This window comes from Gemmatimonadales bacterium (assembly GCA_036500345.1).
Lineage (GTDB): Bacteria > Gemmatimonadota > Gemmatimonadetes > Gemmatimonadales > GWC2-71-9 > Palsa-1233.
Genome location: DASYCE010000022.1, coordinates 23,627 through 50,195, shown reverse-complemented (window position 1 = coordinate 50,195; position 26,569 = coordinate 23,627). Strand labels below are relative to the sequence as shown.

18 protein-coding genes are annotated in these 26,569 nt (G+C 65.8%); 6 read left to right on the top strand and 12 right to left on the bottom strand.

All coding sequences use genetic code 11. From position 1 onward, the window contains the following. Positions 1–44: 44 nt before the first annotated feature. Genes VGM20_10265 through VGM20_10240 form a run of 6 tightly spaced genes read right to left on the bottom strand, consistent with a single transcriptional unit; the run spans position 45 to position 6,419 of the window. Positions 45–1,160, bottom strand: coding sequence for an HD domain-containing phosphohydrolase (locus VGM20_10265; protein ID HEY4101250.1), 1,116 nt, complete (start codon positions 1,158–1,160; stop codon positions 45–47). Continuing rightward, the gene (locus tag VGM20_10260) at positions 1,157–3,100 is read right to left on the bottom strand and encodes a hypothetical protein (protein ID HEY4101249.1); all 1,944 of its coding nucleotides are present in this window, start codon (positions 3,098–3,100) and stop codon (positions 1,157–1,159) included. The genes VGM20_10265 and VGM20_10260 overlap by 4 nt, the downstream gene beginning before the upstream one ends. After that, complete coding sequence (locus tag VGM20_10255; protein ID HEY4101248.1) at positions 3,097–3,573, bottom strand: DUF3293 domain-containing protein; 477 nt, start codon at positions 3,571–3,573, stop codon at positions 3,097–3,099. Before VGM20_10255 ends, VGM20_10260 begins: the two co-directional genes overlap by 4 nt. Before the next feature lies 1 nt (position 3,574). After that, a complete protein-coding gene (icd, locus tag VGM20_10250; protein HEY4101247.1) occupies positions 3,575–4,849 on the bottom strand; it encodes an NADP-dependent isocitrate dehydrogenase in 1,275 nt (424 codons plus the stop codon). A 60-nt stretch (positions 4,850–4,909) separates the two neighbouring features. After that, entirely contained in the window at positions 4,910–5,791 is an 882-nt protein-coding gene (locus tag VGM20_10245) for a sulfurtransferase (protein HEY4101246.1), read from the bottom strand. Positions 5,792–5,819: 28 nt separating this feature from the next. Further along, complete coding sequence (locus tag VGM20_10240) at positions 5,820–6,419, bottom strand: hypothetical protein (GenBank protein ID HEY4101245.1); 600 nt, start codon at positions 6,417–6,419, stop codon at positions 5,820–5,822. A gap of 91 nt (positions 6,420–6,510) precedes the next feature. Between VGM20_10240 and VGM20_10235 the strand changes: the two genes are divergently transcribed. After that, complete coding sequence (locus VGM20_10235) at positions 6,511–8,145, top strand: O-antigen ligase family protein (GenBank protein ID HEY4101244.1); 1,635 nt, start codon at positions 6,511–6,513, stop codon at positions 8,143–8,145. Between the two features lie 15 nt (positions 8,146–8,160). Here VGM20_10235 and VGM20_10230 read toward each other — a convergent pair whose 3' ends face one another. Further along, a complete protein-coding gene (locus VGM20_10230) occupies positions 8,161–9,051 on the bottom strand; it encodes a sulfurtransferase (protein ID HEY4101243.1) in 891 nt (296 codons plus the stop codon). Between VGM20_10230 and VGM20_10225 the strand changes: the two genes are divergently transcribed. Then, positions 9,050–9,478, top strand: a complete 429-nt coding sequence (locus VGM20_10225) for a SufE family protein (protein HEY4101242.1) — start codon at positions 9,050–9,052, stop codon at positions 9,476–9,478. The genes VGM20_10230 and VGM20_10225 overlap by 2 nt on opposite strands. Positions 9,479–9,737: 259 nt before the next feature. Then, positions 9,738–9,959 carry a hypothetical protein gene (locus VGM20_10220; GenBank protein HEY4101241.1) on the top strand — a complete coding sequence of 74 codons (222 nt, stop codon included), beginning with the start codon at positions 9,738–9,740 and terminating at the stop codon, positions 9,957–9,959. Between the two features lie 8 nt (positions 9,960–9,967). Here VGM20_10220 and VGM20_10215 read toward each other — a convergent pair whose 3' ends face one another. Next, on the bottom strand, positions 9,968–11,782 hold the full coding sequence (locus tag VGM20_10215; protein HEY4101240.1) for an ABC transporter ATP-binding protein: 1,815 nt from the start codon (positions 11,780–11,782) through the stop codon (positions 9,968–9,970). Positions 11,783–11,929: 147 nt separating this feature from the next. Here VGM20_10215 and VGM20_10210 point away from each other — a divergent pair, with 147 nt between their 5' ends. Beyond that, positions 11,930–15,811 carry a carboxypeptidase-like regulatory domain-containing protein gene (locus VGM20_10210; protein ID HEY4101239.1) on the top strand — a complete coding sequence of 1,294 codons (3,882 nt, stop codon included), beginning with the start codon at positions 11,930–11,932 and terminating at the stop codon, positions 15,809–15,811. 114 nt (positions 15,812–15,925) lie between these two features. Beyond that, complete coding sequence (locus tag VGM20_10205) at positions 15,926–19,873, top strand: carboxypeptidase regulatory-like domain-containing protein (protein ID HEY4101238.1); 3,948 nt, start codon at positions 15,926–15,928, stop codon at positions 19,871–19,873. Positions 19,874–19,964: 91 nt separating this feature from the next. Here the strand turns inward: VGM20_10205 and efp are convergent, their stop codons facing one another. Next, positions 19,965–20,522, bottom strand: a complete 558-nt coding sequence (gene efp / locus VGM20_10200) for an elongation factor P (GenBank protein HEY4101237.1) — start codon at positions 20,520–20,522, stop codon at positions 19,965–19,967. Positions 20,523–20,618: 96 nt separating this feature from the next. After that, on the bottom strand, positions 20,619–21,707 hold the full coding sequence (locus VGM20_10195; protein ID HEY4101236.1) for an ATP-binding protein: 1,089 nt from the start codon (positions 21,705–21,707) through the stop codon (positions 20,619–20,621). Between the two features lie 366 nt (positions 21,708–22,073). Between VGM20_10195 and VGM20_10190 the strand changes: the two genes are divergently transcribed. After that, complete coding sequence (locus VGM20_10190; GenBank protein HEY4101235.1) at positions 22,074–24,209, top strand: hypothetical protein; 2,136 nt, start codon at positions 22,074–22,076, stop codon at positions 24,207–24,209. On the opposite strand, the gene VGM20_10185 is transcribed toward VGM20_10190, so the two are convergent. Both VGM20_10185 and VGM20_10180 read right to left on the bottom strand, forming a co-directional pair. Continuing rightward, the gene (locus VGM20_10185) at positions 24,174–25,325 is read right to left on the bottom strand and encodes a glycosyltransferase family 87 protein (protein ID HEY4101234.1); all 1,152 of its coding nucleotides are present in this window, start codon (positions 25,323–25,325) and stop codon (positions 24,174–24,176) included. The genes VGM20_10190 and VGM20_10185 overlap by 36 nt on opposite strands. Further along, entirely contained in the window at positions 25,322–26,551 is a 1,230-nt protein-coding gene (locus VGM20_10180) for a pyrophosphate--fructose-6-phosphate 1-phosphotransferase (protein HEY4101233.1), read from the bottom strand. The genes VGM20_10185 and VGM20_10180 overlap by 4 nt, the downstream gene beginning before the upstream one ends. Between the last annotated feature and the right edge of the window lie 18 nt (positions 26,552–26,569).

The following is a 26,569-nucleotide window of genomic DNA, read 5'->3' as shown; positions in this document are numbered from 1 at the left end:
ACCGGGATTGGCGCATCGGCAAAACAGCAGCGACGGTGCGGGCGTTACCGAGGCGCGACCGCGGTGAGCAGCAGGTGGGCGGCGTCGGCATCAAACAGCGATCCAGTGTTGGTTCGCACGAACTCGGTTGCGCGGTCGGCCGGCCAGGGCGGCCGGAACGGTCGAGGCGCCCGGAGCGCAGCGAAGGTCGCGCAGGTTCCAATCAGGCGGCTGGCCCAATGGACTGACGGGCGAAATCGTCGCGCGGGATATCCTGCCCCGTCAGGACGAAGATGATGTTCAAACGCGACGATGGCGGCGAGCTCCAGGCCCGGCGCGCCAACGCCAAGGAGCAGCTTCGCCCCCTCAACCGGGTGTGTTTCGACCAGGGCACGTTCCGAGACCGTCAAGGTCTCACGTTCGCCGAGATCCGACGGCAGGCGCGCCATTCCGATATCGTGGAGGAGCGCAGCCAGTCCGATCCGTTGACGACCACCGCGGTCGAGCCAGGAGCTTCCGGCGACCATCGCCAGCAATGCCGTGTTGACGGCATGCACCGCCTGGTACCGCGGACCGGCAGCTTCATACGGCGCCTGTGGAAGCTGATACCGATCGAGGATGCTCCCCAGGATCCTGATGATCGCGTCGGCTTCGGCCCGGGCGAAATTGCCGCGTCCGGCTTCGTCCCACACGAATTCCATCGCGGCGAGTTCATCGGCGAGATCCTCGAATGGAATCGCAGTGCCGCCACCAGGAATGGTTCCCTGCGCGCCGGCCGTCGAGTCTTCCACTGCGACGGGACCGAACCGGATGCCGGTGAGCGGGGTCTCGCTTTCATCCGCGCGGGGCTTGCCGGTCGTGAGCCGGAGAACGATCCGTTCGAGCATCGCCACGACGAGTTCGGGAGTCGCGCCGGTGTCGAACTCGAGGCGCTGCACCCCGGCGTCGGCAAGCCGCCTGCTCCATGGCCAGTCGCGGAGTTCGTGTAGCGGGCGGCCGTTGTAGATCGGGGCGAGCCCGAGGAAGAGAAAGGTCGGTGTCGCATCGGCTGCGCAGAGGGCCACCAGCGCGTTCCAGACCACATGGCTGCTGCGCTTCGTAGCAGGGTGCCCCGGCGAATACAGCGACATCGCGGCGAGTGCCTGCGACAAGGCGTGCAGGAACGCGACGGCATCGCTCATCGATTATCGCCCCGGACAGCACCGCGGATCGTCGGGTCCGACGACCGGGCAGCGAGCTGGAGTACGGCGACGACCGGTCGGTGGCTCGCCCATTGGGTCGCGAGGACGCGCAGTGCGGCGAGCATCACCGGTGTCGGCGCGAGGAGCCGGAGCCGGCGGAACATGCCGCTGCGGGATCGCACCAGGGCAAGGAACTGCGGTACCACAAGCGGCGTCCGCACCGTACTGAGCACATGCACTGCTTGCAATTGCAGTTCCGGATTGGTCCGGGCGAGGAGTGAGAGGACCGACGCCACGTGCGCCGGCGGGCAGACTGGCGCCAGCGCCGACAGCGCGATCCGCACCAGCGATTCCTCGCCGCCTTCCAGTGCGACGGTCACGGCTCGGGCCTGCGTCGCCGGCTGCCGGACCAGCACCTTCAACGCTTCCTGCCGGACGCGTATCTCGGGGTGCTCCAGCTCCTTCACGATCGGCTCGGGATTGGCGATCGCGGGATACTGGCTCAGGACGACCAGAATGTTGCGCACCACCTGCCAGTTCGCCGATTCGAGTCGCGCCATCAACGCCGATTCGCCGGGCGGGCCGATCCGGATCAGCAGATCGAGGAGACGCCGGCGCGTCGGCCGTTCCGGTGCCGCGGCCAGCGCGTCGACCAGCGGCGTGATCGCCGACGCACTCGACTGCTTGACGACGCGTTCGATCAGCGGGAAGTCGAGGACCTCCTCATGCAGAAGGCGCGACAGGAGGCCCGGATCGAGCACCGCATCGGCGATGACGCGGACGATCTCCGGATCGTTCTCGGCATGATCAAGGAGCGCCAGCACTTCACCGAGCTGTCCGTGACCGGCGAGCGCGCGCGCGGCTGTGAACACCGATGGACTCGCCACACCGAGATCGAGTCCGGCCGCCACGACGCGCGCCGGTTCAATCCCGAGCCGGGGATCGGTCCCCTCATCCTGCTGCGGCGGCACGCCGTCCCATTGCTCGACCAGGCCGACAACTTGCGATGCGAACGCTCCCGAGCCGTCGGCGGGCAATTCCTCTCCGCCGCCGCCGGCGAGCTTGCCCAGAAGCCATCGCAACTGCGGTGAGATCGGCTCGCCATCCGCGTCGGCGACCGACTCCAGGACCTGCATCAACACGGCCGGTGGCACCAGCGACAGCGTCTCGCGAAGAAAGCGACGGCGCGCCGATGGCGTGGGAGCAGCCGCCACCAATCGCGCGGTCGTCGGTCGCGACAGCGCCCCGAGGACATCGACGAAGCGTCGCTTGGCGTTGCCTCCGGCCCGTTCGCCCCGCGCAGCAAGCGCCGTCGAAAAGGCGGCGAGCGCTTGGTACACTCGTCGGGCGCTGTCGGCGTTTTCGACCCGCGCAGTGATGTGCTCCGCGATCTGGCTCGCGGTCGGCAGCGATTCCAGTTCGGCAATGCGCAGCCCGAACGCCGCTTCGACGAGTTGTCCCCAGAAGATGTCATCGATGTCGGAATCAACCAGCGGATCCGCAAAGGCGAGGACGTCGTAGGTCAGCGGTTCGACGCGGATGTGCGCCAGCCGAATTCCTTCGCGCCCGACCTTTTCATCGGCATCACTGGCCGCGAGCGCGCTGAGCATGGCGGCGAGTTCCGCGGCATCGATCCCCGGCGTGAACTGCACCGTCCCGACGTTCTTGCGATGGAGGCGGACCGCGAACTCACGCAACGCGGGGGGAAGCCCCTCCACGGCGGCGCCATCCACCAGCAAGCCGCGCGGCGTGACCCCGATGGTGAAGCTTTCGCGATCGAGCAGCAGGGTGCTCAACCGATCGATCAACGCCTCGGCGCTGTGGATCACGAAGCGGTGACCGGGAGGATACATCGCCGACTTGATGAGCGCGTTGGCGAATTCACGCAGCGCCTGCTCCAGCGGCGGAGCGATCGATGGCGCGCGAGCGCGTCCGGTCATGTGTCCCGGCCGAGGCGCCATGGCGCCGACGCCGTGAGCGCCCCGATCACCCAGAAGGCAGCCCCATCCCACCAGTAGATCGCCGATTGTTCCCACTTGCGAGCAAGCGCCACCAGATCGGCCTGCGACCACGCCAGCGCCACACCATGCTCGGTGTGCTGCCCATCCGCCGACGAGCCTGCGACCCGGACATACCGTTTGCCGGTTGCGTCGAGTTCGGCGAGGAACCGCGTCAGCAGGTTGCCGTTGGTGGCCTCATCGACCCGCCGGCCGCGCGGATTGCACGGCGTCACCAGGCCGAATGATCCCTCGAAGCCGGCCGCCGCGAGGCGCGCGCGTGCGGATGCGCCGACCGGGACGGCGAGGTCAATCATCACCGGAGGGGTGGTGGAGAAGTGCACGATGGTGTCCGCGTAGGTGGACCAGCCGGGATCATCCTCAGGGAGCATCGGCTGGTGCGCTGCGCGAGACAAGTCAGGACGCTGCGGCCATGTTCTCGACCACGGCCCGGGCGAATCCGCTTGTCGACAGCTTCGTGGCTCCGGTCATCAGCCGCTCGAAGTCATACGTCACCCGCTTCTGGCCGATTGTAGTCGACAACGCGGCAATCACCAGATCGGCAGCTTCGGTCCAGCCGAGATATCGCAACATCATTTCGCCCGAAAGAATCACCGAACCCGGGTTGACCATGTCCTTGCCGGCATACTTGGGTGCGGTCCCGTGCGTTGCCTCGAAGACGGCGTGACCGGTGACGTAGTTGATGTTGGCCCCCGGCGCGATCCCGATCCCGCCCACCTGTGCCGCAAGCGCGTCGGAGATGTAGTCGCCGTTGAGGTTGAGGGTGGCGATGACGTCGTACTCTCGCGGCCGCGTCAGGATCTGCTGCAACATCGCATCGGCGATTACGTCCTTCACCACCACGCCATTCGGCAGGATCTGCCACGGGCCACCTTCATGGTCGGTGGCTCCGAACTCGTCGCGCGCAAGCTGGTAACCCCAGTCACGGAATGCCCCTTCCGTGAACTTCATGATGTTGCCCTTGTGCACCAGCGTCACGCTGGTGCGGCCGTTGGCGGAGGCGTATTCGATCGCCGACCGGATCAGCCGCTTGGAGCCTTCTTCCGACACCGGCTTGATCCCGATGGCGCTCGACTCCGGGAACCGGATGTTGCGGGCCTTCATCTCGTCCTGGAGGAACGCAATGACCTTGCGCGCGGCGTCGGTGTGCGCGGCATACTCGATCCCGGCGTAGATGTCCTCGGTGTTCTCCCGAAAGATGACCATGTCGACGGCGGCCGGATCCTTGACCGGGGACGGCACCCCTTCGAACCAGCGAACCGGCCGCACACAGGCGTACAGATCAAGCTGCTGCCGCAGCGCCACATTCAACGACCGGAAGCCACCACCGACCGGCGTGGTGAGCGGTCCCTTGATGGCGACGAGATAGTGCTGGATCGCGGCCAGCGTGTCCTCCGGGAGCCACGAATCGTAGGCCGCCTTCGACTTCTCCCCGGCGAAGACTTCCAGCCACTCGATCCGCCGTGCCCCGCCGTACGACACGCGCACTGCCTCGTCGAGCACCAGCTGTGACGCCTTCCAGATGTCGGGCCCCGTGCCGTCGCCTTCGATGAATGGAATGATCGGGGTGTCGGGAACGAGGAGCCGGCCGTCGGCGACGGTGATCGTCTCGCCGGTGGTCGGGGGCGTGAGGTGCTGGAACACGGGCGGGCGCGGGGCGATGTTGGTCATGCGACAATTATAGCGGCCGCGGAACGCCTGTCACCCGGCGCGGTGCCGCGGCGCGCGCGGCTACGGTCGCTCGATGGGAGCGCAAACCGAGTTGCCCCATTCGGTCCACGAGCCGTCGTAATTCCGCACCGTGGGCCAACCGAGGAGATAGGTCAGCACGAACCAGGTGTGCGACGACCGCTCCCCGATCCGGCAATAGACGATGACGTCGTCCGAGGGTTCGATGCCCTGCTCCTCGCGGTAGAGGTGCCGCAGTTCAGCGGCCGACCGGAAGGTGTGCGTGTCGGCGTCAACCGCACGGGACCACGGAACGCTGCGGGCACCGGGAATGTGGCCACCGCGCATCGCCCCTTCGTTGGGATAGTCGGCCATGTGGAGGCGCTCGCCGCGAAACTCCTCCGGCGAGCGGACGTCGACCAGCGGCCGATGGGCCCCGACGTGCCGCGCCACATCGTCGCGGAAGGCGCGGACCGCTGCGTCGTTGCGATCGCTCACCGAGACACTGCCGCGTCGTGTTGCGGGCGCCTGCGTGGTCAGCGGACGTCCTTCGTCGACCCAGCGCGCACGTCCACCGTCGAGCAGCTTGCAGCGGCGGATGCCGAACAGCTGAAAGACCCAGAAGGCGTAACATGCCCACCAGTTGTTCTTGTCGCCGTAGAAGACCAGCGTCGTATCGTCGTCGATCCCACGATCGCGGAGCAGCGTCTGCAGTCGCGCTCGATCGACGTAGTCCCGGATGACCGGGTCGTTGAGATCGTTGACCCAGTCAAGCTTGACGGCGCCTTCGATATGACCGGTGTCGTAGAGCAGCAGGTCTTCGTCGGATTCGAGGAGGCGGACCTTCTGATCAATCAGGTGCGCGGCGACCCAGTCGCAATCGACCAGGACATCCGGCCGCGCATAACCGCGCGAAGTAATCGGAGTGAGTTGCGTTGCTGCCATGATCGTACCTTTTCGCAATAAGGCTCAGTCAATTGCCGAGCAGGTCCTCCAGCACCTTGTCGACCGCTTCAACGACGCGACCCGACACGATTCGCGCGAGCACGTCGACCGTTTCGAGCGCGAGGTTGTCGGGGTGCTTGCGATCCTTCTGAAAGCGGACGATCTGGCCGAGCAGGACGGCCGCCATCGGTGACTCGCCGTCCTCACTCTCGTCCGGATCCTCGGCGACCGCCTCTTCGTATCGTGACGATGGCACCGAGACCGCCCATGGCTCCTCGCCGTCGTCGTCGTCGGCATGCATCGGTTCGGACGGCATCGGCACGAGCGCGTAGAGTTCGCATTGCAGGCCGGGATCCTCCTCGCGTGCCGCGAGGACCAGGCGCCGCGGTTCCGCGAAGACGCCGTGGCGGTCGAAGTAGTCGATTGCTCCGGGCGGAACGACGCAGCGCGCCACCAGCTTTGCGTCAAGAAAGGTTCCCAGGCAGCGCATGCCTTCCGGCACGCGCTCGTCCACGATTTCGCGCACGCCGATCGGCACCGGCCGGTCGGTAGCAGCGAGCACGGCGGCGCCTTGCGGCGGCGCCTCGGGCTCATCGTCTTCGTCTGGTTCGAACCCGTCGTCCAGCATCAATTCCTCGTGGTCCGACCGCGTGAATCGCCTGTGGCGACCCGCCTTTCTCGACCCTCCCTGCAACCTAGTCGGTATGTTTGGGACCGCCGTGACATTCCCAGCGCATCACGATCCCGCCCATCTCGATTTCGACGCCGCCGCCCGCTGGCCCGTCCGCGCCGCGGCACACCTGCTCGGCGCCGGCCTGGTCGCCGCCGTCATCGTGGCGCTCCCAGTCGCGCCCACTGATCTCGACCGACATCAGCTTCCCAAGGAAACCATCGTCCATCTGATCACGTGGCTTGCAGTCCTTCTCGCTCGCCCGCGGATGCCGCGGGCGATGCGTCCTGCCATCCGCTGGTCGCTTCTGCTGCTCATCGCCGTGGCGATCGCCAGCTCGCTGGTCGCGACCAACGGCTGGCTCGCGTTCCGCGCCACCGCGCTGATGGTGACGGCAGCTGCTGCATTCACGACCGCGACATATGTCGCCTCTCTCGGTGCCGGCGCTGTGCTGCTGACCTGGTGCGGCATTGCTGGTGTGGTTGGAGCCGGGACCGGGCTGGCGCAGGCATACGGACTCGACTCTCCGCTCTTCGCCAGCACGCGACTCCCGGGCGGAACGTTCGGCAACCGAAACTTCATGGCGCACTTCGCGGCGCTCACCATGCCGGTCGTGCTGATGACGGTCCTCGCCGCGCGGCGCCGCCTCGTGGCCGCGCTCGGCCTCGTGGCGGTCGTGTTCCTTGTCGCGGCAATCATCCTGTCGCGCTCGCGTGCCGCGTGGATCGGCGCGGGAATCGGGGCCGCGATGATGGCCCTCGCCTGCATCCTTGCGCGGCGGCGCAACGCGGTCCCGTCCTTCGGGCCACGACCGGCGCTGCTGGTGGCCGCCGTGCTTGCGGCAATCATCGGCGCCGTCGTGATCCCCAATCGGCTGGCGTGGAAGTCCGGGTCGCCATACAGCGACACCCTCGTCGGACTCGCCAACCACGACGAAGGGTCCGGGCGCGGCCGCGTTCTTCAGTATCGCAATACCATCCGCCTCGCATTGCAGCATCCGGTTCTCGGCGTGGGCCCGGGGAACTGGTCGATCCACTACGCTGACGTAGCACCGGCAAGCGATCCCACATGGGTCTTTGGCGATGTCGTCCCGATCAACCCGTGGCCGAGCAGCGACTGGATGGCGCTGCTCAGTGAAGTGGGCCCGGCCGCGGTGCTCCTGGCATTGCTGTTCGGCGGGGCGGTGGGGTGGCGGGCGATTCGCGGCTGGCGCTCCAGCGGCGCACGGGTTCTGGCAGGAAGCGCGCTCCTCGGCTTGCTGGCGACGACGCTTCTGACTGGCTCATTCGATGCGGTCCTGCTCCTCCCTGCCCCACTCCTGCTGGTGGCGATCGCCAGCGGCGCGTTGCTGGTCCGGACCGACGATCCTGCCGCCGATGCGGAAGCGGCACGCGCTGCGCCCTCGCGTTGGTTGCTGCTGCTCCCGTTAGCACTCGCGTTGTGCACCCTCCGGAGCGCGCTTCAGACCGCCGCGTACGTGGTTGCCGGCTCGGGCCGCTCCGTCACGCGGCTTGCGTGGGCGGTCCGGATCGATCCGGGGAGTTATCCGTTGCGCATTGCACTGGCGCAGCGACTGCCGTGCAACGCGGCTCGAACGAGCATCGCCGCCGCCCTGGACCTCGCCCCGACCTGGCCCGCGCCGATCGCGGCGGCTCGTCGATGTGGCGTGCGCGTGCCGAGGTAGCACGCGGCGGTGGTGTTACTGCGGTCCGCGACGCGCTCCCTCCGCCCCCCATTCCGACCAGCTCCCATCGTAGATCGCGACCGGTGGGCCGACCGCGCGGCTCCCCGATTCGCGAATCACTTCCACGGCAAGCGCGAGCACGCAGGCGCTCGTCCCCGATCCGCAGTAAGAGACAATCGGCCGCTCGACATCGAGTCCCCTCCCGGCGAGGACCGCCCGCAGCTCCGCTGGCGGCCGCATCATGCCGGTTGCCGGATCGGTGAGATCGGCAAACGGTATGTTGCTGCTCCCGGGAATCGTTCCGCGTCGGACGCCGGCGCGAGGCTCGTCGACTTCGCCACGAAACCGATCCGCTGACCGGCAATCAGCGAGCTGTACCCTGCCGTGGCCGGCAACAATTGCTTCGACGCTGTGGCGATCACGCACCAGTGTTGCGTCGATCACGGGAACGGGATATCCCGTCGAGGGTCGCCGGACCACGCCGCGCTGCACCGGGCGGGTCGCCGCTGACCAACCGCCGAAGCCGCCATCAAGCACCGCCACGGTCCGATGGCCGAAGACGCGGAACATCCACCACGCGCGCGTCGCACTAAGGTTCACCCCGCTCCCGTCATAGCAGACAACTCGGTCACTCGGCCGGACCCCAAAGCGCTCCATTGCGGCGGCGAATTCTGACGGGAGTGGCAGCATGTGGGGGAGCGTCGTGCCGGTGAGGCTGAGCACGTCGAGATCGAGACGGACCGCTCCCGGGATGTGTGCCATCTGATATTCGGCGGTCGGGTCCCGGCCTGACGCCGGCATGTACCACGAGCAGTCGAGGACCACGAGATCAGGATCGCGAAGATTCGACGCCAGCCAGACCGGTGGCACCAGCGAAGGGAGCGTTCCTGTATCGGTAGATTGCATGGCGATGCTCTTCGATTCGATAATTGCCCGCCTGCGCGCGGCGGATCGAAACACCCGGCTGGAAACGCTGCTGGACTATTCCCGGAAACTTCGGGACTTGCCTCCTTCTCTACAAGCGGCGAGCGATCGCGCATCGCATCGGGTGAACGAGTGCCAGACCCCGGTCTTCCTCTGGGCGTTGCTTCATGATGGAAAAGTCGCCTTGCATGCCGATGCTCCGCGCGAGGCACCGACGGTCAGGGGATTCCTCGCCCTGCTGCAGTCCCGCCTGGATGGCGCGACCGCGGCGGAGGTTGCGGCGATCCCCAACGATCTCCTCGACCAACTCGGGATCGCCGAACTGCTCGGCATGACCCGGACGCATGGTCTGACCGCGGTCCTGCTCCGGGTCAAGGCGCTGGTGGCCGAGGTCGACCCGCAAGCGTAATCATCGGGATTTTGACCGACGGGAGAGCTCCGCTGTAGCAAATCTGCGCGCTCCCGATCCCCAAACCCCCGCACCAATCGACCATTCCCGGTGACCCAAGTCGTTGCCGGATCGTGACCTCTGTGCGAAAACTTCGATGCGGCGATCGGGAATCTTTCTGCGTGAAAAACGTGGCACGAAGTATGTAATACCCTCAGACGTCGTGCCGTGCACCCAGCGTCCGACCGAGCCCTGCCGACCGAGTGTGTCAGCGGGACGCGTGCCGGAACGACGCGACAGGACCGGGGGTGACACCGTGTTTGGCGATTCGATGTTCGACGAAGAGGATCGGCTCCGCCGTGCTGAGGAGCCAAAAGGCGATGACGAGTTCCTGGCCGCCGATGACGAGTATCAGGATGTCACTGCTGCGGGTGGTCTCGACGAGACGCTTCGTCGCCGCCAGGCCGTCGCGCAGTTGCTGCGCGAAGTCGGCGGGTGCTGACGGCCGGGTCAGCTTCTGAGATGCACCGCACCGGGCAGTTCCTCTCCCGGGTTCACATATCGATTGATGGCCTGCCGGTACTGACGTTCGTACAGCGCGCGGTACCTGCCTCCGACCTCCAGCAGTTCGTCGTGGGTTCCCCGCTCCGCAATCTCGCCGTTGTCGAGGACCAGGATCTGATCAGCTGAGGTAATCGTCGAGAGCCGGTGCGCGATCACGAACGTGGTGCGACCGGCGCGCAGCCGCGCCAGACCCTCCTGGATCAACGCCTCGCTTTCCGAGTCGAGCGACGACGTCGCTTCGTCGAGGATGAGGATCGCCGGATCCGCGAGAATTGCACGCGCGATCGCGACACGCTGGCGCTGGCCGCCGCTGAGCTTCACCCCGCGCTCCCCCACGATCGTCATGTACCCGAGCTCGAATCGGAGGGTGAATTCATCGCAGTGGGCGATCCGCGCCGCCTCGAGGACCTCGGCGTCGCTGGCACTTGGCTGCGCAAAGCGGATGTTCTCGAGAATGGTGCCGTCGAAGAGAAAGTTGTCCTGCAGCACGATCCCCAGCCGGCTGCGATAGTCCCGCAGCCGCAATGTGCCGAGATCGCGACCGTCGACCAGGATCGTGCCGGAATCGGGATGATTGAACGCCATGACCAGTGACACCAACGTGCTTTTTCCCGATCCACTCGACCCGACCAGTGCCGTGGAGGAGCCGGCTGGCGCATCGAACGAGACGTGCTTGAGTACGGGAACGCCCGGGTCGTATGAGAAGGTGACGTCCTGGAACTCCACATGCCCGATGATCGTCCCCGCGGGATGCCGGTTGGCATCGTCGGCATCCTCGGGCACCCAGGACCGGAGTTCCCGGATGCGGTCGAGGCCGGCGAATGCCTCGGTGATCTGCGTACTCACCGACGCGATCTGGATGAGCGGGCTCGCCATCATGATGGTAAAGCCGGAGTAGGCCACCAGTTGCGCAATCGTCATGCGGCCCGCGATCACATCCCCGCCGCCGACGACGATCATCACAACCCCGATCAGTCCGATCACCACCGCCGACATCGCCCCGGCGGCGGAGATTCCGGTCATCGTTGCCGCAACGTTGCGCAGCAGGCGATTGACGCCCTTGGTGAACGCCAGCTTCTCGCGGCGCTCGGCCGCGTACGCCTTGACGACGCGAATCCCCGAGATGCTCTCGACCAGGCGTCCGGTGACTTCGGCATTGAGTTGCCCGCGGATCCGGAAGATCGGTCGCAGCTTGCTGAACGCGTACGCCATCCCGGCCGAGAACCCGCCGAGGAGAATGATCGTCCAGACCGTCAGACGCCAATTGAGATAGAGCAGGATGACAAACGCCGCGAGCGACGTGAGGAGCCCGCCGGCGAGTTGCACCAAGCCGGTGCCGATGAGGTTGCGAATCCCTTCGGCATCGCTCATCACGCGGGATACCAGCTGGCCGGTCTGGGTGGAGTCGAAGGCGCGAATCGGAAGCCGAATCAGGTGGGACTGCACCGTCCGTCGCATGTCGGTAATGGCGCGCTGCGCGGCGACGCCGAGGATCTGCGACAGTCCGAACGATGTGGCGGCCTGCACCAGCGTGGCAGCTCCGATGGCCAAGGCAACCATCACCAGCAGATGCTTGTCGTGGCGCGGGAGCACCCGGCCGAGCACAACCGTGACGGAGCCGGGGAGGACGAACCCGCTGCCTCGGTTGATCAGCATCAGGATGAAGCCGACGCCCAGTCGCTTGCGATGGAGCCAGATCAGCTCACGCGCTTCGCGCCAGACAACCTCGCTGCTGACCTTTGGTTTTCCGGGTGCTGTCATGGAGGGAAGATAAGAGAAAATCGTCGCAGCCCCAGCTTGAAACACGGCGTTCACGGAGATCAACGTTTTCCGGCGAGGCAGCGTAGGAAAGTCCGTGGTGCGTCCGGCATTCGCGCGGACAACCAGAACCCGAGCCGGGACCAACTCATGCCGTTGCGCCGTGTGCTTCGAGTCGTATCCGCTCTGCTCTTCGTCGCCGCCGCCCAGCTCGCTCGTCCCCACACTGCCCTCGCGCAAGGCGGCAACCTCGACATCATCGAAGGAAAGGTGCTCGACAAGGACGGCAAGCCGGTTCCCAATGCCACCATCGAAGCGTTGAGCATCCAGACCGACGAAACCCGCCGCGCCACCACGAAAGCCGACGGCAAGTACATCATCTTCTTCAACGATGGCGGCGGGCAGTACCGGATCACCGCCCGCGCGATCGGTCACAACCCGTTCATCCAGAACGTGACACGACAGGAAGATGACGATCGCATCGACCTCGACATCACCCTCGGATCCCAGGCGGTCCGGTTGCAGGACATCGTCGCGAGCACCAGCCGGCGCCCTGACCTGACCCGCGAGGATCGGCCAACTGCTGGCGAGACCGGACTTTTCATCACCGGCGATCAGGCGCTCCGGTTGCCGATCGATGCGACCGACCTCGCCGCCCTCGCGGCACTCGCGCCCGGAGTGATCTTCACCTCAGGGACCGACTCGACCGCATCGACCTTCTCGGTCGCCGGCCAGAGCGCCGAGTCGAACAGTTATCAGGTCAACGGCATGACGACGACGAGCACCACCGTTCCGCAGGACGCGGTGCGGACGACGCGCGTGATCACCAACACCTACGACGTGGCGCGCGGCGGATTTTCCGGCGGGCAGGTGTCGGTGACATCACGCGGCGGCGGGAATCGCGTCACCGGATCACTCAGCAGTCGATTCCAGAATCAGGATCTCGCGTGGGGCGGAAATACGTCCAACGCGTTCGGCCAGGGAACAACCAACGAACTGCTGAGCGGCGGGTTCGGCGGTCCGATCAAGCGGAATCACACATCGCTGTTCGGGTCGCTGCAGGTCACCCGACGATTGCAGCCGCTTCCTTCGCTCAACATTGCCGACAACGCGACGCTGCAGCGCCTCGGTGCCTCGCCGGATTCCGTCGCGAAATTCATCTCGACCGTCAATGGCCTCGGCTTGACGGGACTCGCCGGCGACATCTCGTCGGATCGCACCAGCGACCAGTATTCCTCGCTTGACCGCTTCGACTGGAACATGGGTCGGACCTCGATCGTCACGATCACGTCGAATCTTGGCTGGAATACCCAGGATCCCACGCGAATCGGGAGCACCCAGCTGCCGCAGGTCGGCGGCAACTCGAAGACGAATAACGGCGCGGTGTCGCTCCAGGTGGCGTCGCAACTCGGACGATGGGTGAACCAGTTCCGTGGTGGTGTGTCGGTCAACGATTCCCGATCGGATCCGTACCTCACCGCCCCGGTCGGCCGGGTGACCAATGAGTCGACCCTCGATTCCGGAGAAATCGCAACGACGGTGTTCGGTTTTGGCGGAAACGCCGGCCTGCCGCAGCACAACAACACCAAGAGTTTCGAGGCCACCAACGAGATTTCGGTCTTGCCGGGGAGCGGGACGCATCGATTCGCACTGGGCTTCTACTCCTACGCCCAGCAGTTCGACCAGGACGTCACCAACAACCGGTTCGGCACCTACACGTACAACTCGCTACTCGACTTCGAGAACAACACGCCCGCGCAGTTCACGCGCACGCTGCAGCCGACCATCCGCGACGGCACGTCGTGGAACGAAGCGATCTACCTCAGCGACGCATGGCGTCCGCGGTCATCGCGCGCCGGCCGTGGCGGGGGCGCCAACGGCGGCGGCCGCGGGGCTGGGGGCGGTGGGGGCGGCGGATTTGGCGGGGGCGGCGGTGGTGGTCGTCGCGGCGGCCGCGGTGGCGGCGGAGACATCGGCACGGCAGGGGCCGGCGGCAGCAATTTCCAGCTGATCTATGGCGTGCGGCTGGAGCATTCGTCGTACCTCGGCGCGCCGGCGCTCAACGATTCGGTGTTCAATGAATTCCACGTCCGCACCGATCAGCTTCCCGGCGAATTCTACGTGTCGCCGCGCATCGGCTTCAGCTACAGCATTCCGCGCCCGGAGCAGCAGGGCTCGAGTCAGCGCGGCTTCGCGCCGCCGATCCTCGTGATCCGCGGGGGCGCCGGAATCTTCCGCGGGCAAATGCCGGCGACGCTTCCGGGCACGGCGCAGGCGCAGTCGGGATTGAGCACCGCACAGACACAGTTGGTATGCGTCGGCGATGCCGTTCCGGATCCGAACTGGATGGACTTCGCGACCGATCCCGGCAACATCCCGTCCGAGTGCGTCAACAACCAATCGACGCCCGTGACCACCGGCCGGCCGACGGTCACCACGTACGACCCCAATTACGGCGCGCCCAAGACGCAACGCGTGTCGCTCGGCCTTTCGCGCAGCATCACGCCGCGCATCTCGTTCAATGTCGATGCGTCGTACGTGCATGGCATCGGCCAGGCAGCGTCGCGCGATCTCAATCTCAACGACGCAACATCGCGTTTCAACCTTGGTGCCGAGGATAACCGGCCGGTCTTTGCTGATCCGGCACAGATCATCCCCACCACCGGGGCGGTGCCGCTCTCGGCGTCGCGCATCGACCAGGCATTCGGCCGGGTGAACACGGTGTTCTCGGCGCTGGAGAACCGCACCAAGCAGGTCACCTTCAATCTGGCCGGCACGACCAACAAGCAGATGGTGATCAACCTCGCCTATACGCTGATGTATGCCCAGGACGAAGGCGGTGCGGGCGGCGGCATTGGCGGCGGGCTCAACCAGACCGCCGGAGATCCCAACGTCTACACCTGGGCACCGTCGAGCAACGAGCGGCGCCACAACTTCCAGCTGAGCATGCAGTGGCCGGTCACTCCCGCACTCGAAATCACCGGCACGGGGAGCATCACATCGGGGTCGCATTACACGCCGATCGTCGCCGGCGACATCAACGGGGATGGTTCGTCCGGGAATGACCGCGCCTTCATCTACAATCCGTCCATCACGACCGACACGGCGGTGGCGAACGGCATGTCGCGCCTGCTGAACGAAACGTCGGGAAATGCCCGCAAATGCCTGCAGGCGCAGATGGGGCAGATTGCCGGCCGGAACACCTGTACGGGACCGTGGCAACCATCGCTCAACGTGCAAGTCAATTGGCGGCCCGGGTTCTTCGATCGTCGGCTGGCGCTGTCGGTGTCCACACAGAATCTCCTGGGTGGACTCGACCAGTTGATCAATGGCGAGAACAACCTCAAGGGATGGGGCGGCTTCGCTCGTCCCGACGGGACGCTGCTCACGGTCGACGGTTTTGATCCGAACACCAATCAGTTCAAGTACGTGGTCAATGAGCGCTTCGGCAACACAAGCGGGAGCGCCCTGGCACAGCGCCAGCCGTTCCAGCTGCAGCTCAGCGTGCGGTATACCATCGGCTATGACACGCGGCTGCAGCAGATTCAGCAGCTCGGTCGCGGCACCATCCAGCCCGCAACCGCGCGGATGCTGGTCGACTCGTTCACGGTCCGCTTCGACCGCCAGAACGCAGCGGTCGCGGCACTCAACCGGAAAGACTCGCTGGCGCTGTTGCCGGCGCAGGTGACCCAGCTGACCACGTTGAGGGATTCGAGTGCCGCGTTCATGAAGCCGCAGATCGATTCCCTCACGACAGCGGTGGACGTGGTGCAGAAGGCGAAGACCAGCGCCGACGTGGTACCGCTCCTTACCCAGATACGGACCTTCTCTCAGATCGCCGTGCGGGAGCAGACCCGGGTGCACGACCGGGTCCGCCAGATACTCACCGATGTCCAGTGGGCGCTCCTCCCCGACTACGTGCGGACACCTTCGAACAACCTCACCGGCGGCGCGGCGGGCGGCCGTGGCGGCTTTGGCGGTGGGCGGGGTGGTCGCGGAGGCGGCGGTGGGGGCGGCCGCGGGGGCGAGTAACCGGCACCAGGATAGCGCCAGGCCGTGCTCCGGCGGATTGTCAAGTTCCTTGACAGTCCGCCGGTCCGTTTAATCCCTCAACTTTTGGCCTCAACCCAGCGTAACTAAGCCCAGGTGCGACTAGGCGCTTCGGCCGAGAATCGTGCCATCGACCCCGATACCGGGACCAATGACATGCTGGTTCGTTGCTCCGCTCGCCTCGCGAGCGCCTTCGCACTCCTCGCAGCGCTGATGTTCGTGGCGGTCAGACCGGCCCACGCGCAAAGTGACGTCGACATCATCGTTGGCACGGTGACCGACGCCAGCGGGAAGCCGGTGCCGGGTGCCTCGGTCGAGGCGTTCAGCATCGAGACCGAGGTGACTCGCTCGACGCATACGAACGACAAGGGGCAATTCCGGATCCTCATCGATGCCGGCGGCGGACAGAGCCAGTACCGGATCTCGGTCAAGGCAATCGGCAAGGCGCCGCAGATCTACAACGTGATGCGCCAGCCGGACGACGACCGCATCGTCCTGAACGTGAAGATGGGTGACCAGGCGCAGCGGATCTCCGATCTGGTGGCCACGAGCGGACGCCGCCCGAACCTCGACCAGGCCGAGAGCCGAGCCACGGCGGGCGAGGCGGTCCACACGATCAACGGCGACCAGGCGATGCGTCTTCCGATCGACGCGTCCGACCTGTCGGCGCTCGCGGCGCTTGCTCCCGGCGTCATTCTCACCGGGGCCACCGATTCGACGGCGGCGAGCTTCTCGGTTGCCGGCCAGAGCGCAGCATCGAATACCTATGTGGTGAACGGCCTCACGACGACCAGCACCAACCTGCCACAAGACGCCGTGCGGAGCACGCGCGTGATTACCAACACCTACGACGTATCGCGCGGCAATTTCTCGGGCGGCATGGTGTCGGTGACGACGAAGAGTGGCGGCAACCGGGTCACGGGCTCGCTGAGCAGTTACTCGATCAACAACACGCTTGCATGGGGTGGTGTCAGCGGCAACCAGTTTCAGGCGGGGCAGGCAACGCAATCATTTGGCGCAGGGTTCGGTGGTCCGCTGAAGCGGAACGTGACGTCCTTGTTCGGCTCGTTCCAGTACAATCACTCGGCGTCGCCGGTGGCTTCGCTCAATGTCGCCGACGATGCGACGCTCTCTCGACTCGGCGTGTCACCGGACTCGGTGGCCACGTTCATCAACGCCGTCTCGGCGACGGGCCTCACCGCCAAGGCGGGGACGATTTCGCCCAACGCCTCGAACGACCGCTTCAACGGCATCTTCCGTTTCGACTGGAACGCCGGCCAGACCCATGTGATCTCGTTCACCGGAAGTGCCAACTGGAGCTCGAACGAACCGCAGCGCATCAATTCGACGTCGCTGCCGCAGGTCGGTGGAACCTCGTCGAACAAGAGTGCCACCGCTGCGGTTCGCGTCTCGTCGCGCTTCAACAGTGGTCTGATCAACTCGCTGAATGGCGGGTACTCGTACAGCAGCAACAACTCGAGCCCCTACCTGTTCGCGCCCGCCGGACGCGTCACCAGCTTCAGCACGGTCGACTCCGGGCAGCTCACCTTCACGACCCTCGGGTTCGGCGGCAATACCGGATTCCCGACCAGCAGCACGACGAACGGGGTTGAAGTCACCGACGAGTTGTCGCTCCTCTCGCCCGCGGGCGCACACCGCTGGGCACTCGGCTTGTACGGCAATACTTCCGACATCACCAGCGACGTGACCAACAATCGCAACGGGACGTTCACCTACGCCACGCTGGGGGACTTCGAGAACAACGACCCCTCGACGTTCACCCGGACGCTCCAGCCGACGATCCGCTCGGGGCAGATCTTCAACGAGGCGATCTACCTCAGCGATGCCTGGCGCATTCCGCTCAGCAAACGCAACAGCACGGCGGCGGCAACGGCTGCCGGTGAGGGAACGCCGAATGGCGGCGGACGCGGCGGCTTCGGTGGTGGCGGCGGTCGTGGCGGTCGCGGTGGTGGCGGCGGCGGCGGGTTTGGTGGCGGCGGCGCCGGCAATCTCCAGCTCAACTACGGCCTGCGCCTCGAGCATTCTTCGTACGCTGGCGCACCGGCGACCAACGAGGACGTGCTCAACGAATTCCACGTCGATACGCACGTGCTGCCGACCGAGACCTACCTCTCGCCGCGGATCGGATTCAGCTACGCGATTCCGGCGCCGGAGCAGCAGGGCTCGGCGCAACGCGGCTTCGCTCCGCCGCTCTGGACGATACGCGGCGGCGTGGGTGTCTTCCGCGGGACAATGCCATCGGGCCTGCCGCAGACGGCGCAGGGTCAGTCGGGGCTGATCAACGCCCAGACCCAGCTCTATTGCACCGGCGAGGCCGTCCCGACGCCGGACTGGTCGGACTACATCAATGATCCGAGCACCATCCCTGATCAATGCCTCGACGACAGCTCGACGCCGGTGATCAACGGCATTCCGATCGTCACCGTGTACGACCCCAACTATGGCGCCTCGAAGACCAAGCGTGCCTCACTCGGCTTCACCCGCCGGATCACGCCGCGTGTCTCGTTCAATGTCGACGCATCCTATGTGCGCGGCGTGGGCCAGGCGGCCTCGAAGGACCTCAACCTCAACGACCAGCCGATCTTCAGCATCGGCAGCGAAAACAATCGTCCGGTGTATGCGGACCCCGCGCAGATCGTGACATCGACCGGCGCGATTCCGCTGGCGGCGTCGCGCAAGGACATCAACTTCGGTCAGGTAAACGATGTCTTCAGCGCGCTCCAGAACAGCACCAAGCAGGTGACGTTCAATGTCTCGGGAACGACCAGCAAGCAGATCAACCTGAGCTTCAGCTATACGCTGATGTCCGCCCGCGACCAGGGGGGCTCGGGTGGCGGCTTCGGCGGCGGGTTCGGCGGCGGCAACCAGACCGCCGGCGATCCGAACGACTACGAATGGGGGACCTCGAGCAGCGATCGGCGGCACAACTTCCAGGCGCAGATCTCGTGGCCGATTACTCCGGCGTTCGAGCTCACCTCGAACATGGGGATGGTCTCGGGGCGGCCGTACACCCCGGTCGTCTCAGGTGATATCAATGGAGATGGGTCGGGCAACAACGATCGCGCGTTCATCTTCGACCCTGCGACAACGACCGACACCGCAATCTCGAATGGCATGAACCGCCTCCTCAAGGAGACTTCGGGGAACGCGCGGAAGTGTCTCGAGGCGCAGATTGGCCAGATCGCCGGCCGCAACACCTGCTACGGGCCGTGGCAGCCGACGCTGGCGTTCCAGATGAACTGGCGCCCCGCGATGTTCGATCGCCGCCTCGCGGTGTCACTCTCAACGCAGAACCTGCTCGGCGGCCTCGACGAGTGGATCAACGGGCCCGACAACATCAAGGGATGGGGCGGGAATGCGTCGCCGGACAACCACCTGTTGCAGGTCAAGGGCTTTGACCCGACGACCGAGCAGTTCGTCTATGCGGTGAACGAGCGGTTCGGCAACACCAGCTCGGCCGCGACGGCGCGCCGCAGCCCGTTCCAGCTGCAGGTCGCGCTGCGGTACGCGATCGGATACGATCCGCGCACCCAGCAGATCCAGCAGCTGAGCCGTTCGCTCGGCGGCGCCAGCAGCGGTCTCGGTGCGCTCGATTCGGCGATGGCACGGTATCGCCGGCAGAACGTCGCGACGCAGATCCTGGCGCGGAAGGACTCGCTGGTCCTGAGCAAGGATCAGGTCGCCAAGCTGCAGGCACTGGTTGATTCGAGCAACGCGAAGTTGCAGGTCCAGGTCGACAGTATCCGGCCGGACGTCGAGAAGATTGCCAAGATCGGCTCGGCGGCGGACCTGCAACCGCTACAGCAGAAGCTGGGACCGTTCCAGTTCGCGCTCTTTCAGCAGCAGATCAAGACGCGTGATCAGGCGCACGCGATCCTGACCGACGTCCAGTGGGCGCTGCTCCCGGATTCGGTGACCAACGTGCAGAACAACCTCTTCGGCGGTGGGCGCGGTGGTCCTGGCGGCGGCCCCGGAGGCGCTGGCGGCGGTCGCGGTGGCAATCGCGGCGGCGGCGGAGAGTGATGTCCTGCTGATCGAGCGATGATCGAAACACGCAGAGAGGCGGGAGCGAAGTCGCTCCCGCCTCTCTGCATTCCGGTCGGTCCGGAATCAGTTACTTCACGCGTTCGAGATAGACACGCTCACGCGGGTTGACCCGGACGCGCTCACCCTGCGCAACGAACTCCGGCACCTGGATGGTGACCCCGTTGCTGAGCTTGGCCGGTTTCGAGCTCGCCGTCTTGGTCGCGGTCTTCATGACCGGTGACGTCTCGACAACTTCCAGTTCGAGCGAGGCCGGCAACTGGAACGAGATCGGCCGCCCCTCGAGCCAGGTCGCGTCGAATTGCATTTCTGCAACCATCCACGCGGCATCCTCGCCGACCACGTCCGGATCGAGGGTGTACTGCTCATAGGTATCGGCGTCCATGACGTGGACCCCGTTGCCGTCCGCGTAGAGGACCTGCATCGTCCTGGTATCGAGGCGGGCCTCCTCGACCAGTTCGGTCGCGCTGAACCGATGGTCGAGCGACATGCCGGTGTTCAGGTTGCGGAGCCGGACCTGCACGAAGGCCCGGAGGTTCCCCGGGGTACGGTGGGTGAAATCCATGACGAGGTGCGGCTTCCCCTCGTAATAGATCACGGTCCCCTTGCGGATGTCATTGGCTTTCATCGTGGCTCTCTCGGACGGCGTTGACGCGCTTCGCGGTACAGCATCGCGGGCGCCAATATTGGCGCCGCCGCCGCCGGTCGCAAGGTGGGGCGGCGTTCAGGGCTGCGACTCGAGGAGCGCCGAGACGGCCTTGACGAGGATATCGGCGACGAACGGCTTTGCGACGACAGTCTCACCGCTTCGCGAGAACCCACCGTCTCCGGTGGCGAGGAGCTCGATTTCGGGGCGCTCGCTCCGGAGGATTTCGGCAAAGGGAACGGGGCCGTGTTGCGCGAGATGTGCGTCAACCAGGACCACGCGGACGCAGGACCCTGCCACGTCGTGCAGCAGTTCGGTGGCGGCATCGACGTGCTCTGCTTCGAGGACGCCGAAGCCGGCGCGCCGGAGGATGCGTGCCCCGCTCATTCGTGCCCACTCATCGTCGTCCACGATCAGCACGGCGCTGGCGGTCCCGGTGGCAGGCTGCCGGGTGCGCGACGGGCGGACGGCGGGAAAGCACGCAGCAAGCGCGCTTCCGGCCGTGCGGTCAGCCTGAAGCACCATCTTGCCGCCGCAGTCGCGCACGATCGCCGCGACGGTCGAGAGCGACAGGCTCGAATCGAACGGGAGATTTCGTGGCGGCGCCTGGAAGAGATGCTCGATCGACCGCTCGTCAATGCCCGATCCGTTGTCGCGCACCTCAAGGACGGACCAGTTCCCGGGCTCGAGTGAGCCGATCCGGAAGCGGCGCGGCCGGTCGAGCGTCAGCGAGTCGGCCACGACATGGACGGTGCCGCCGAGTGGCAGGGCCTCGCGTGCATTGATGACCAGCCCGAGCACCAGCTGCTCGATCTGACCGCGATCGGCCGCGGCCCATACCCCGCCTGGATGCAGCACGCACTCCAGTGAGATGAACGGACCAAGGAGGCGCTGCAATGACGGCGACAGGCCGCTCACGACGGAATTGAGGTCCAGCGGTGTGGCGCGTGGGGTCACGGGCCGCCCGGACGTGTGCAACTGGCCGGTCAGCATCGCCAGGCGGTGCATCGTCTGCTCAACGCGGGCGAGTCGGTTGCCGATCGGATCACCCGGCGGGCACGCCGCGAGTAATTCGCGGACGGTCTGATTGGCGGCCGCAACCAGCTCGCCAATTCCCGTTGTGAGTCCATCCGATGTTGCTGCTACCGACGCGCTAAGATGACGCAAGCCTGACGCTCCGATCGACGAATTTTCGATGCCGGTACCACGATTCCGATACCCGCCACCCGGAAACGCAAGCGGCGGGCCCACGATCGAAAACCCGGCGCTGATTGCATAACATCATACCAAATAAAGCTTTAGCTCATCATCGACCGCGCAGGACCACCGGCGGGAGGAGGCAATCCGATCGGGAACGAGGGGCAGCCGCCACAGTCATCTGCGTCAGCGAAGCGGTACTCTTCTTTGACCGGCAAGCGTCAACTATTCAGGACTACTCGGGAGCGGGCAATTCCACGGGCGATGCAAAGACGACGACCGATCTTCGCGGGCGTCGCCGCAGGAGGTCTTATCCTCGCGGCGGCGGCGGTCTGGATGAACCGCTGGCACCTGGGCCGCGCCGCAGTTCAGGTCGCCGATCCGGTGATCCGGAACTGGGTTGAAGCGCACGTCCTCACGTCGAGCGACAGCGCGTATCACCTCGCGATGAGCACGATCCGTTTCGATGAGTCGAGTCACACGATCGCCATCGACACCATCACGGTCACGACGGATACCGTCGTGAATGGACGGCTGCGATCACCGCATCCGAGGCTGACCCTCGACTTCCGTCGCTGCCTGATCAGCGGGATCGACCTCGACCAGCTGACCGCGGCGCGCGGCCTGCATGCCGTCCGCGGTGGATGCGACACGATGACGCTTGCGATCGAGACAATCCCGTCGACGACGATATCCGAGAGCCAGGATACCTCGACCAACTTCCTCAAGTTTCAGGGGAAGGTTGATCTCCCGGCCTCGCTACCGTCGATTTCGCTTGACGCACTGACCTTTCCCCATGTCCACGTCACGTTCGACATGGCGAAACCGGGCGGGAAGCACGCCACCCTTTCGGTCGATTCGCTCGCGGCCGAGCTTGATGCCGTCCGGATCGACCCGCATGAGCCGGTCGCCAAGCGCCAGCCGCTTTTCTCACGCAACGTCTACGTCCGGCTCGACCGCTTCAGCGGTACCACGCCGAGCGGGGCGCATCTGGCGCTGCGCCACTTTTCGGCATCGCTCAACGACGGAACCTGCCGGCTCGATTCGCTGACGTATGCCCCGGAGGCCGGGACGCGCGCCGATTCACTCGGGTTCGCCACCCTCCGAGCCCAGCGCGTGCGCCTGTCGGGGGTTGCGTGGCGGCCATTTCTGCTGTCGGGAAACGTGGCCGTTGGACTCCTCCGGATCGACACCGTCGGACTTCGGATGGTGTCACCGCAGCATGAACCGACGCGATTGCTGCGGGCGGTGGCACCGACGACGCTCGAAGAAACGCTGCGAGCCGCGGGTAGCAACGTCCGTCTCGACTCCCTGGTCGCGACATCCGTCGCCGTGATCGTGTCGCCGCAGCATCGCCCCGACAGCATCGTCACCACGGCCAGGCGGCTGACCGTCGGCCATCTTGCGTTCGGATCGACTGATTCGGCGTGGAGCACGGCCTATCCGATCGGCGACGTCACCCTTCGCGTCGACGGATTCGAGCGTCGTGAATCGCAGGTGAAGCTTTCCGCATCGGAAATTCTGGTCAATGCCCGCTCCGCAACGATCAGCGTCGATGCCGTTCATGCAGCACCGGAAGGGGATGACTCGGCGTTCGAGCGCCGGATGCGGTACCAGAAGTCCCGCTTGAGCGTCACCTTTGCACACGCGGTGGCGACGGGGATCGACCTGCCGGCCTACCTGCAGCGTGGCGCGCTTCGGGCTCGACGCCTCGAGATTCATGGCGCCATTGTCGACGTCCTCAAGGACCGCAACAAGCCGGAGGATCCCGCGCCCGATATCGTCCGCCGGTCGCCTCAGCAGGTGCTCCGCGACTCCCGCGTCGACGTGTCGATTGATACGACCATCGGCGACGGCGAGATCACCTACCGTGAAATCGGCATCGGCGCACCGCGGGCCGGCGTGCTCGCCTTCTCCAAGGCGGTCATTCACGGCTACAACTTCAGCACCGAGCCGGCCCGGATGACGGCGCGCACGCCATTCCGGTTGAACGCAGAGGCGAACCTGATGGGGGCGGGACGACTGCAGGCGGAATGGGACGTCCCGCTCCTGGCGCCCGACTTCGCGATGGAATGGCACGGGTCGCTTGGCGCGATGGATCCCCGCGCGATGAATTCGTTTCTCGCCAACTCGGTCGGCATGCGGTTTACCAGCGGGACGTTCGCCGGAGCGGAGTGGAATGCCACGGTGCAGCAGGGCCGCGCGGTCGGCAAGTTGGTGCCACGCTGGCACGATCTGCACGTCGACCTGCCGGGCGTCGCGCGCACCGACTCGAGCATGGTGGGGAGTCTCAAGCGCAAGTTCGCGAAATTTGCCGCGAACGCGTTCGGCATCCGCGGCAGCAATGACACCTCGAAGAGTCGCGGGCCGATCGATGCCAGTATCACCCACCAATGGGTGGCGACCGAAACGCTGCCGCAGTTCATCTGGTTTCAACTACGCGATCCGCTGCTCCTGATCCTGAAGAAATGACCCGCCGGGTGCGACACGCGCCCCGCCCCACCAGGTCAGCAGCGGAAATGCCATCAGCGGAATCCCCCACGTCAGGACGACAAGCGTCGCCGGTCGCCCGATGATGCTCTGACTCAGGACCGTCAATACGATCAGCGACAGAACAAAGACGGCGCGTGCGGCCGGTTCGTGCCGGCCGAGCTTCCACGCCAGCGCGAGCAGTGGCCACAGGAGGATCTGATGGTGGATCCAGCTGAGCGGCGAGGTCCAGAGGATGAACGGGATCAACGACGCTTCGACGATCCACCAGTCGCGCCGCGCAAGCGGAGCACGCCAGAGCCGTCGCCAGAAGGCGAGCCAGAGGACTCCTGCCAGCGTGCATCCGATGATCCACCACAACGTGACGTGATCATGCACCAGCTCACGGTGGCGGTAGAGAAATCCGAACCATGACTGATTGTCGTTCTTGGGATAGTTGTGGGCATGCAGCGGATCGGCAAAGGTCTCGATCCATCGCCGATACGCGGTCACGAGGGAAGCAGGTCCGAGGATTACCGGTACCGCGGAAATGGCAATGAGCGCCGCCACGACGCGCCCGAGCAACTGCCACCGCCGCAACAGGATCCACGGAACGATCAATGCGATCCAGAACGGCTTGAGGGCGATGAGGATAGCGTAGCACCCGGCCTCGACCCAGCGTCGTGGCGAGGTGAGCGCCACGGTCCAGAGCCACAGCATCGCGAAGGTGACGTTGCCGAACTGATACTGCCAGAACAACGCGTGCCCCACGCAGATGTATCCGAGACCGATCGCCACATCATCGAGAGTCCAGCGTGCACGCCATCGTCGTTGCGCGTCGACCACCATCGCGGCGTTGAGCGCGGCCCAGACGATGCGGGCTGCCGGCTCCGACAACCATCCGAACGGCGCGAACACCAGTGCAAAAGCCGGATGGTACTTGAACGGCGTGAGGCCGCTGATCTGGTACACCGCGGCCCAGCCGCTGCGGAGCGCGCGACCAGCCAGCCAGTAGACGTGGAAATCACCGGTGTGCGACACCGACAGCCAGAGGAGCGTGATTGCCCCGGCGATCCCGGGGATGCATCGGCTCCGCCATGTCGGACGGGAATCGTTCAAGCGGGAATGCTGGCGGCTGCGTGTGCCGGAGGTTGCCCGACGGCGTCGAGGAGCTCGCGCCACCATCCGGTGCGGAGATCGAACGGCTTGCCCCCGCGAATCCGCTCAAACTCGATGGCGCGGAGTGCGCCGCCGCGATCCTCGTCTTCGCCGACGACGCCGGAGACACCGCCGAGGGCGCACTCGACCGCACGGTCAGCGGTGCGGCGGATCAGCTCGAGATCCTCGGTGTTCGGCGCGGCCGCGCGCGCGAAGTACCCGCTCTTCTGCACCAGGGTCTTCTCGGCGCCGAGCCTCGCCGCGAAGTGCTTGGCGAACCATGCGCCGGGATTGATGGCATCGAGCTTGACGTGGCCGAACGCATCGCGCGGCACCGTGTCGCCGGCCGACTCGAGCTCCCGGACGATGCTCCCGACTCCCGCACCTTCTGCGATGAAGAGGTTGACGCAATCATGGCGGTCCATCACGGCGCGAAGGCGGCTCGACTCCGCGGCGAAATCGATCGCCATTTCGGGGAGATAGACGCCGTGAATGTCGTATTTCTGCCGGGACAATCCGAGTTCCGGGAGAAACTCGCGATCAGCCAGCTGCCGGCGATACGCGCGCGCGGTCGCGGCTGTCAGCCAGCCACAATCCCGGCCCATCACTTCGTGGACGATCAGCATCCGCGGATTGGCGCTCTGCTCGGCCACGACATTGGCGAAGAATCGAGCCCCCTGCTCTGCGGCGGTCGCCGCGCCGAGGCTTTGTCGCACCGGATAGACATCGTTGTCGACGGTCTTGGGAAGGCCGACGACCGTGAGACGATGGCCGCGGTCGGCGAGGAAGGATGCCAGCGTCGCGGCGGCGGTGTTGGTATCGTCGCCGCCGATGGTGTGAAGGATGTCGACCTGGTCACGCATCAGCTGCGCCGCGGCGACGTCCTGCGGGTCATCGCCCTCCTTGATCAACCCGCGGCGAAGACAATCCTCGATGTTGGTCAACTTGACGCGACTGTTGCCGATCGGCGAGCCGCCGAAATGGTGGAGGCGATTGGCCGCGGCGCGCACCGCAGGGGTCACGTCGATCCGCTTGCCGGTGAGCAGCCCTTGGTAACCGTTGACATAGCAGGTGATTCCCGCGCCGGGGGCGGCGACGGTGTAGCGCTGGATCAGCGCGCCAATCGCCGACGACAGGCAGGGCGCCAGACCACCTGCGGTGAGGATCCCGACCGTACGCGGCGGCATTCCGAGAAAGTAACCGGG

Bases quoted from the DNA above. Each gene is read 5' to 3' on its own strand.
- icd (HEY4101247.1), bottom strand. From the start codon at position 4,849: ATGACCAACATCGCCCCGCGCCCGCCCGTGTTCCAGCACCTCACGCCC.
- VGM20_10180 (HEY4101233.1), bottom strand. From the start codon at position 26,551: ATGCCGCCGCGTACGGTCGGGATCCTCACCGCAGGTGGTCTGGCGCCC.
- VGM20_10245 (HEY4101246.1), bottom strand. From the start codon at position 5,791: ATGGCAGCAACGCAACTCACTCCGATTACTTCGCGCGGTTATGCGCGG.
- VGM20_10190 (HEY4101235.1), top strand. From the start codon at position 22,074: ATGAACCGCTGGCACCTGGGCCGCGCCGCAGTTCAGGTCGCCGATCCG.
- VGM20_10240 (HEY4101245.1), bottom strand. From the start codon at position 6,419: ATGCTGGACGACGGGTTCGAACCAGACGAAGACGATGAGCCCGAGGCG.
- VGM20_10230 (HEY4101243.1), bottom strand. From the start codon at position 9,051: ATGCAATCTACCGATACAGGAACGCTCCCTTCGCTGGTGCCACCGGTC.
- VGM20_10225 (HEY4101242.1), top strand. From the start codon at position 9,050: ATGGCGATGCTCTTCGATTCGATAATTGCCCGCCTGCGCGCGGCGGAT.
- VGM20_10260 (HEY4101249.1), bottom strand. From the start codon at position 3,100: ATGACCGGACGCGCTCGCGCGCCATCGATCGCTCCGCCGCTGGAGCAG.
- VGM20_10265 (HEY4101250.1), bottom strand. From the start codon at position 1,160: ATGAGCGATGCCGTCGCGTTCCTGCACGCCTTGTCGCAGGCACTCGCC.
- efp (HEY4101237.1), bottom strand. From the start codon at position 20,522: ATGAAAGCCAATGACATCCGCAAGGGGACCGTGATCTATTACGAGGGG.
- VGM20_10210 (HEY4101239.1), top strand. From the start codon at position 11,930: ATGCCGTTGCGCCGTGTGCTTCGAGTCGTATCCGCTCTGCTCTTCGTC.
- VGM20_10215 (HEY4101240.1), bottom strand. From the start codon at position 11,782: ATGACAGCACCCGGAAAACCAAAGGTCAGCAGCGAGGTTGTCTGGCGC.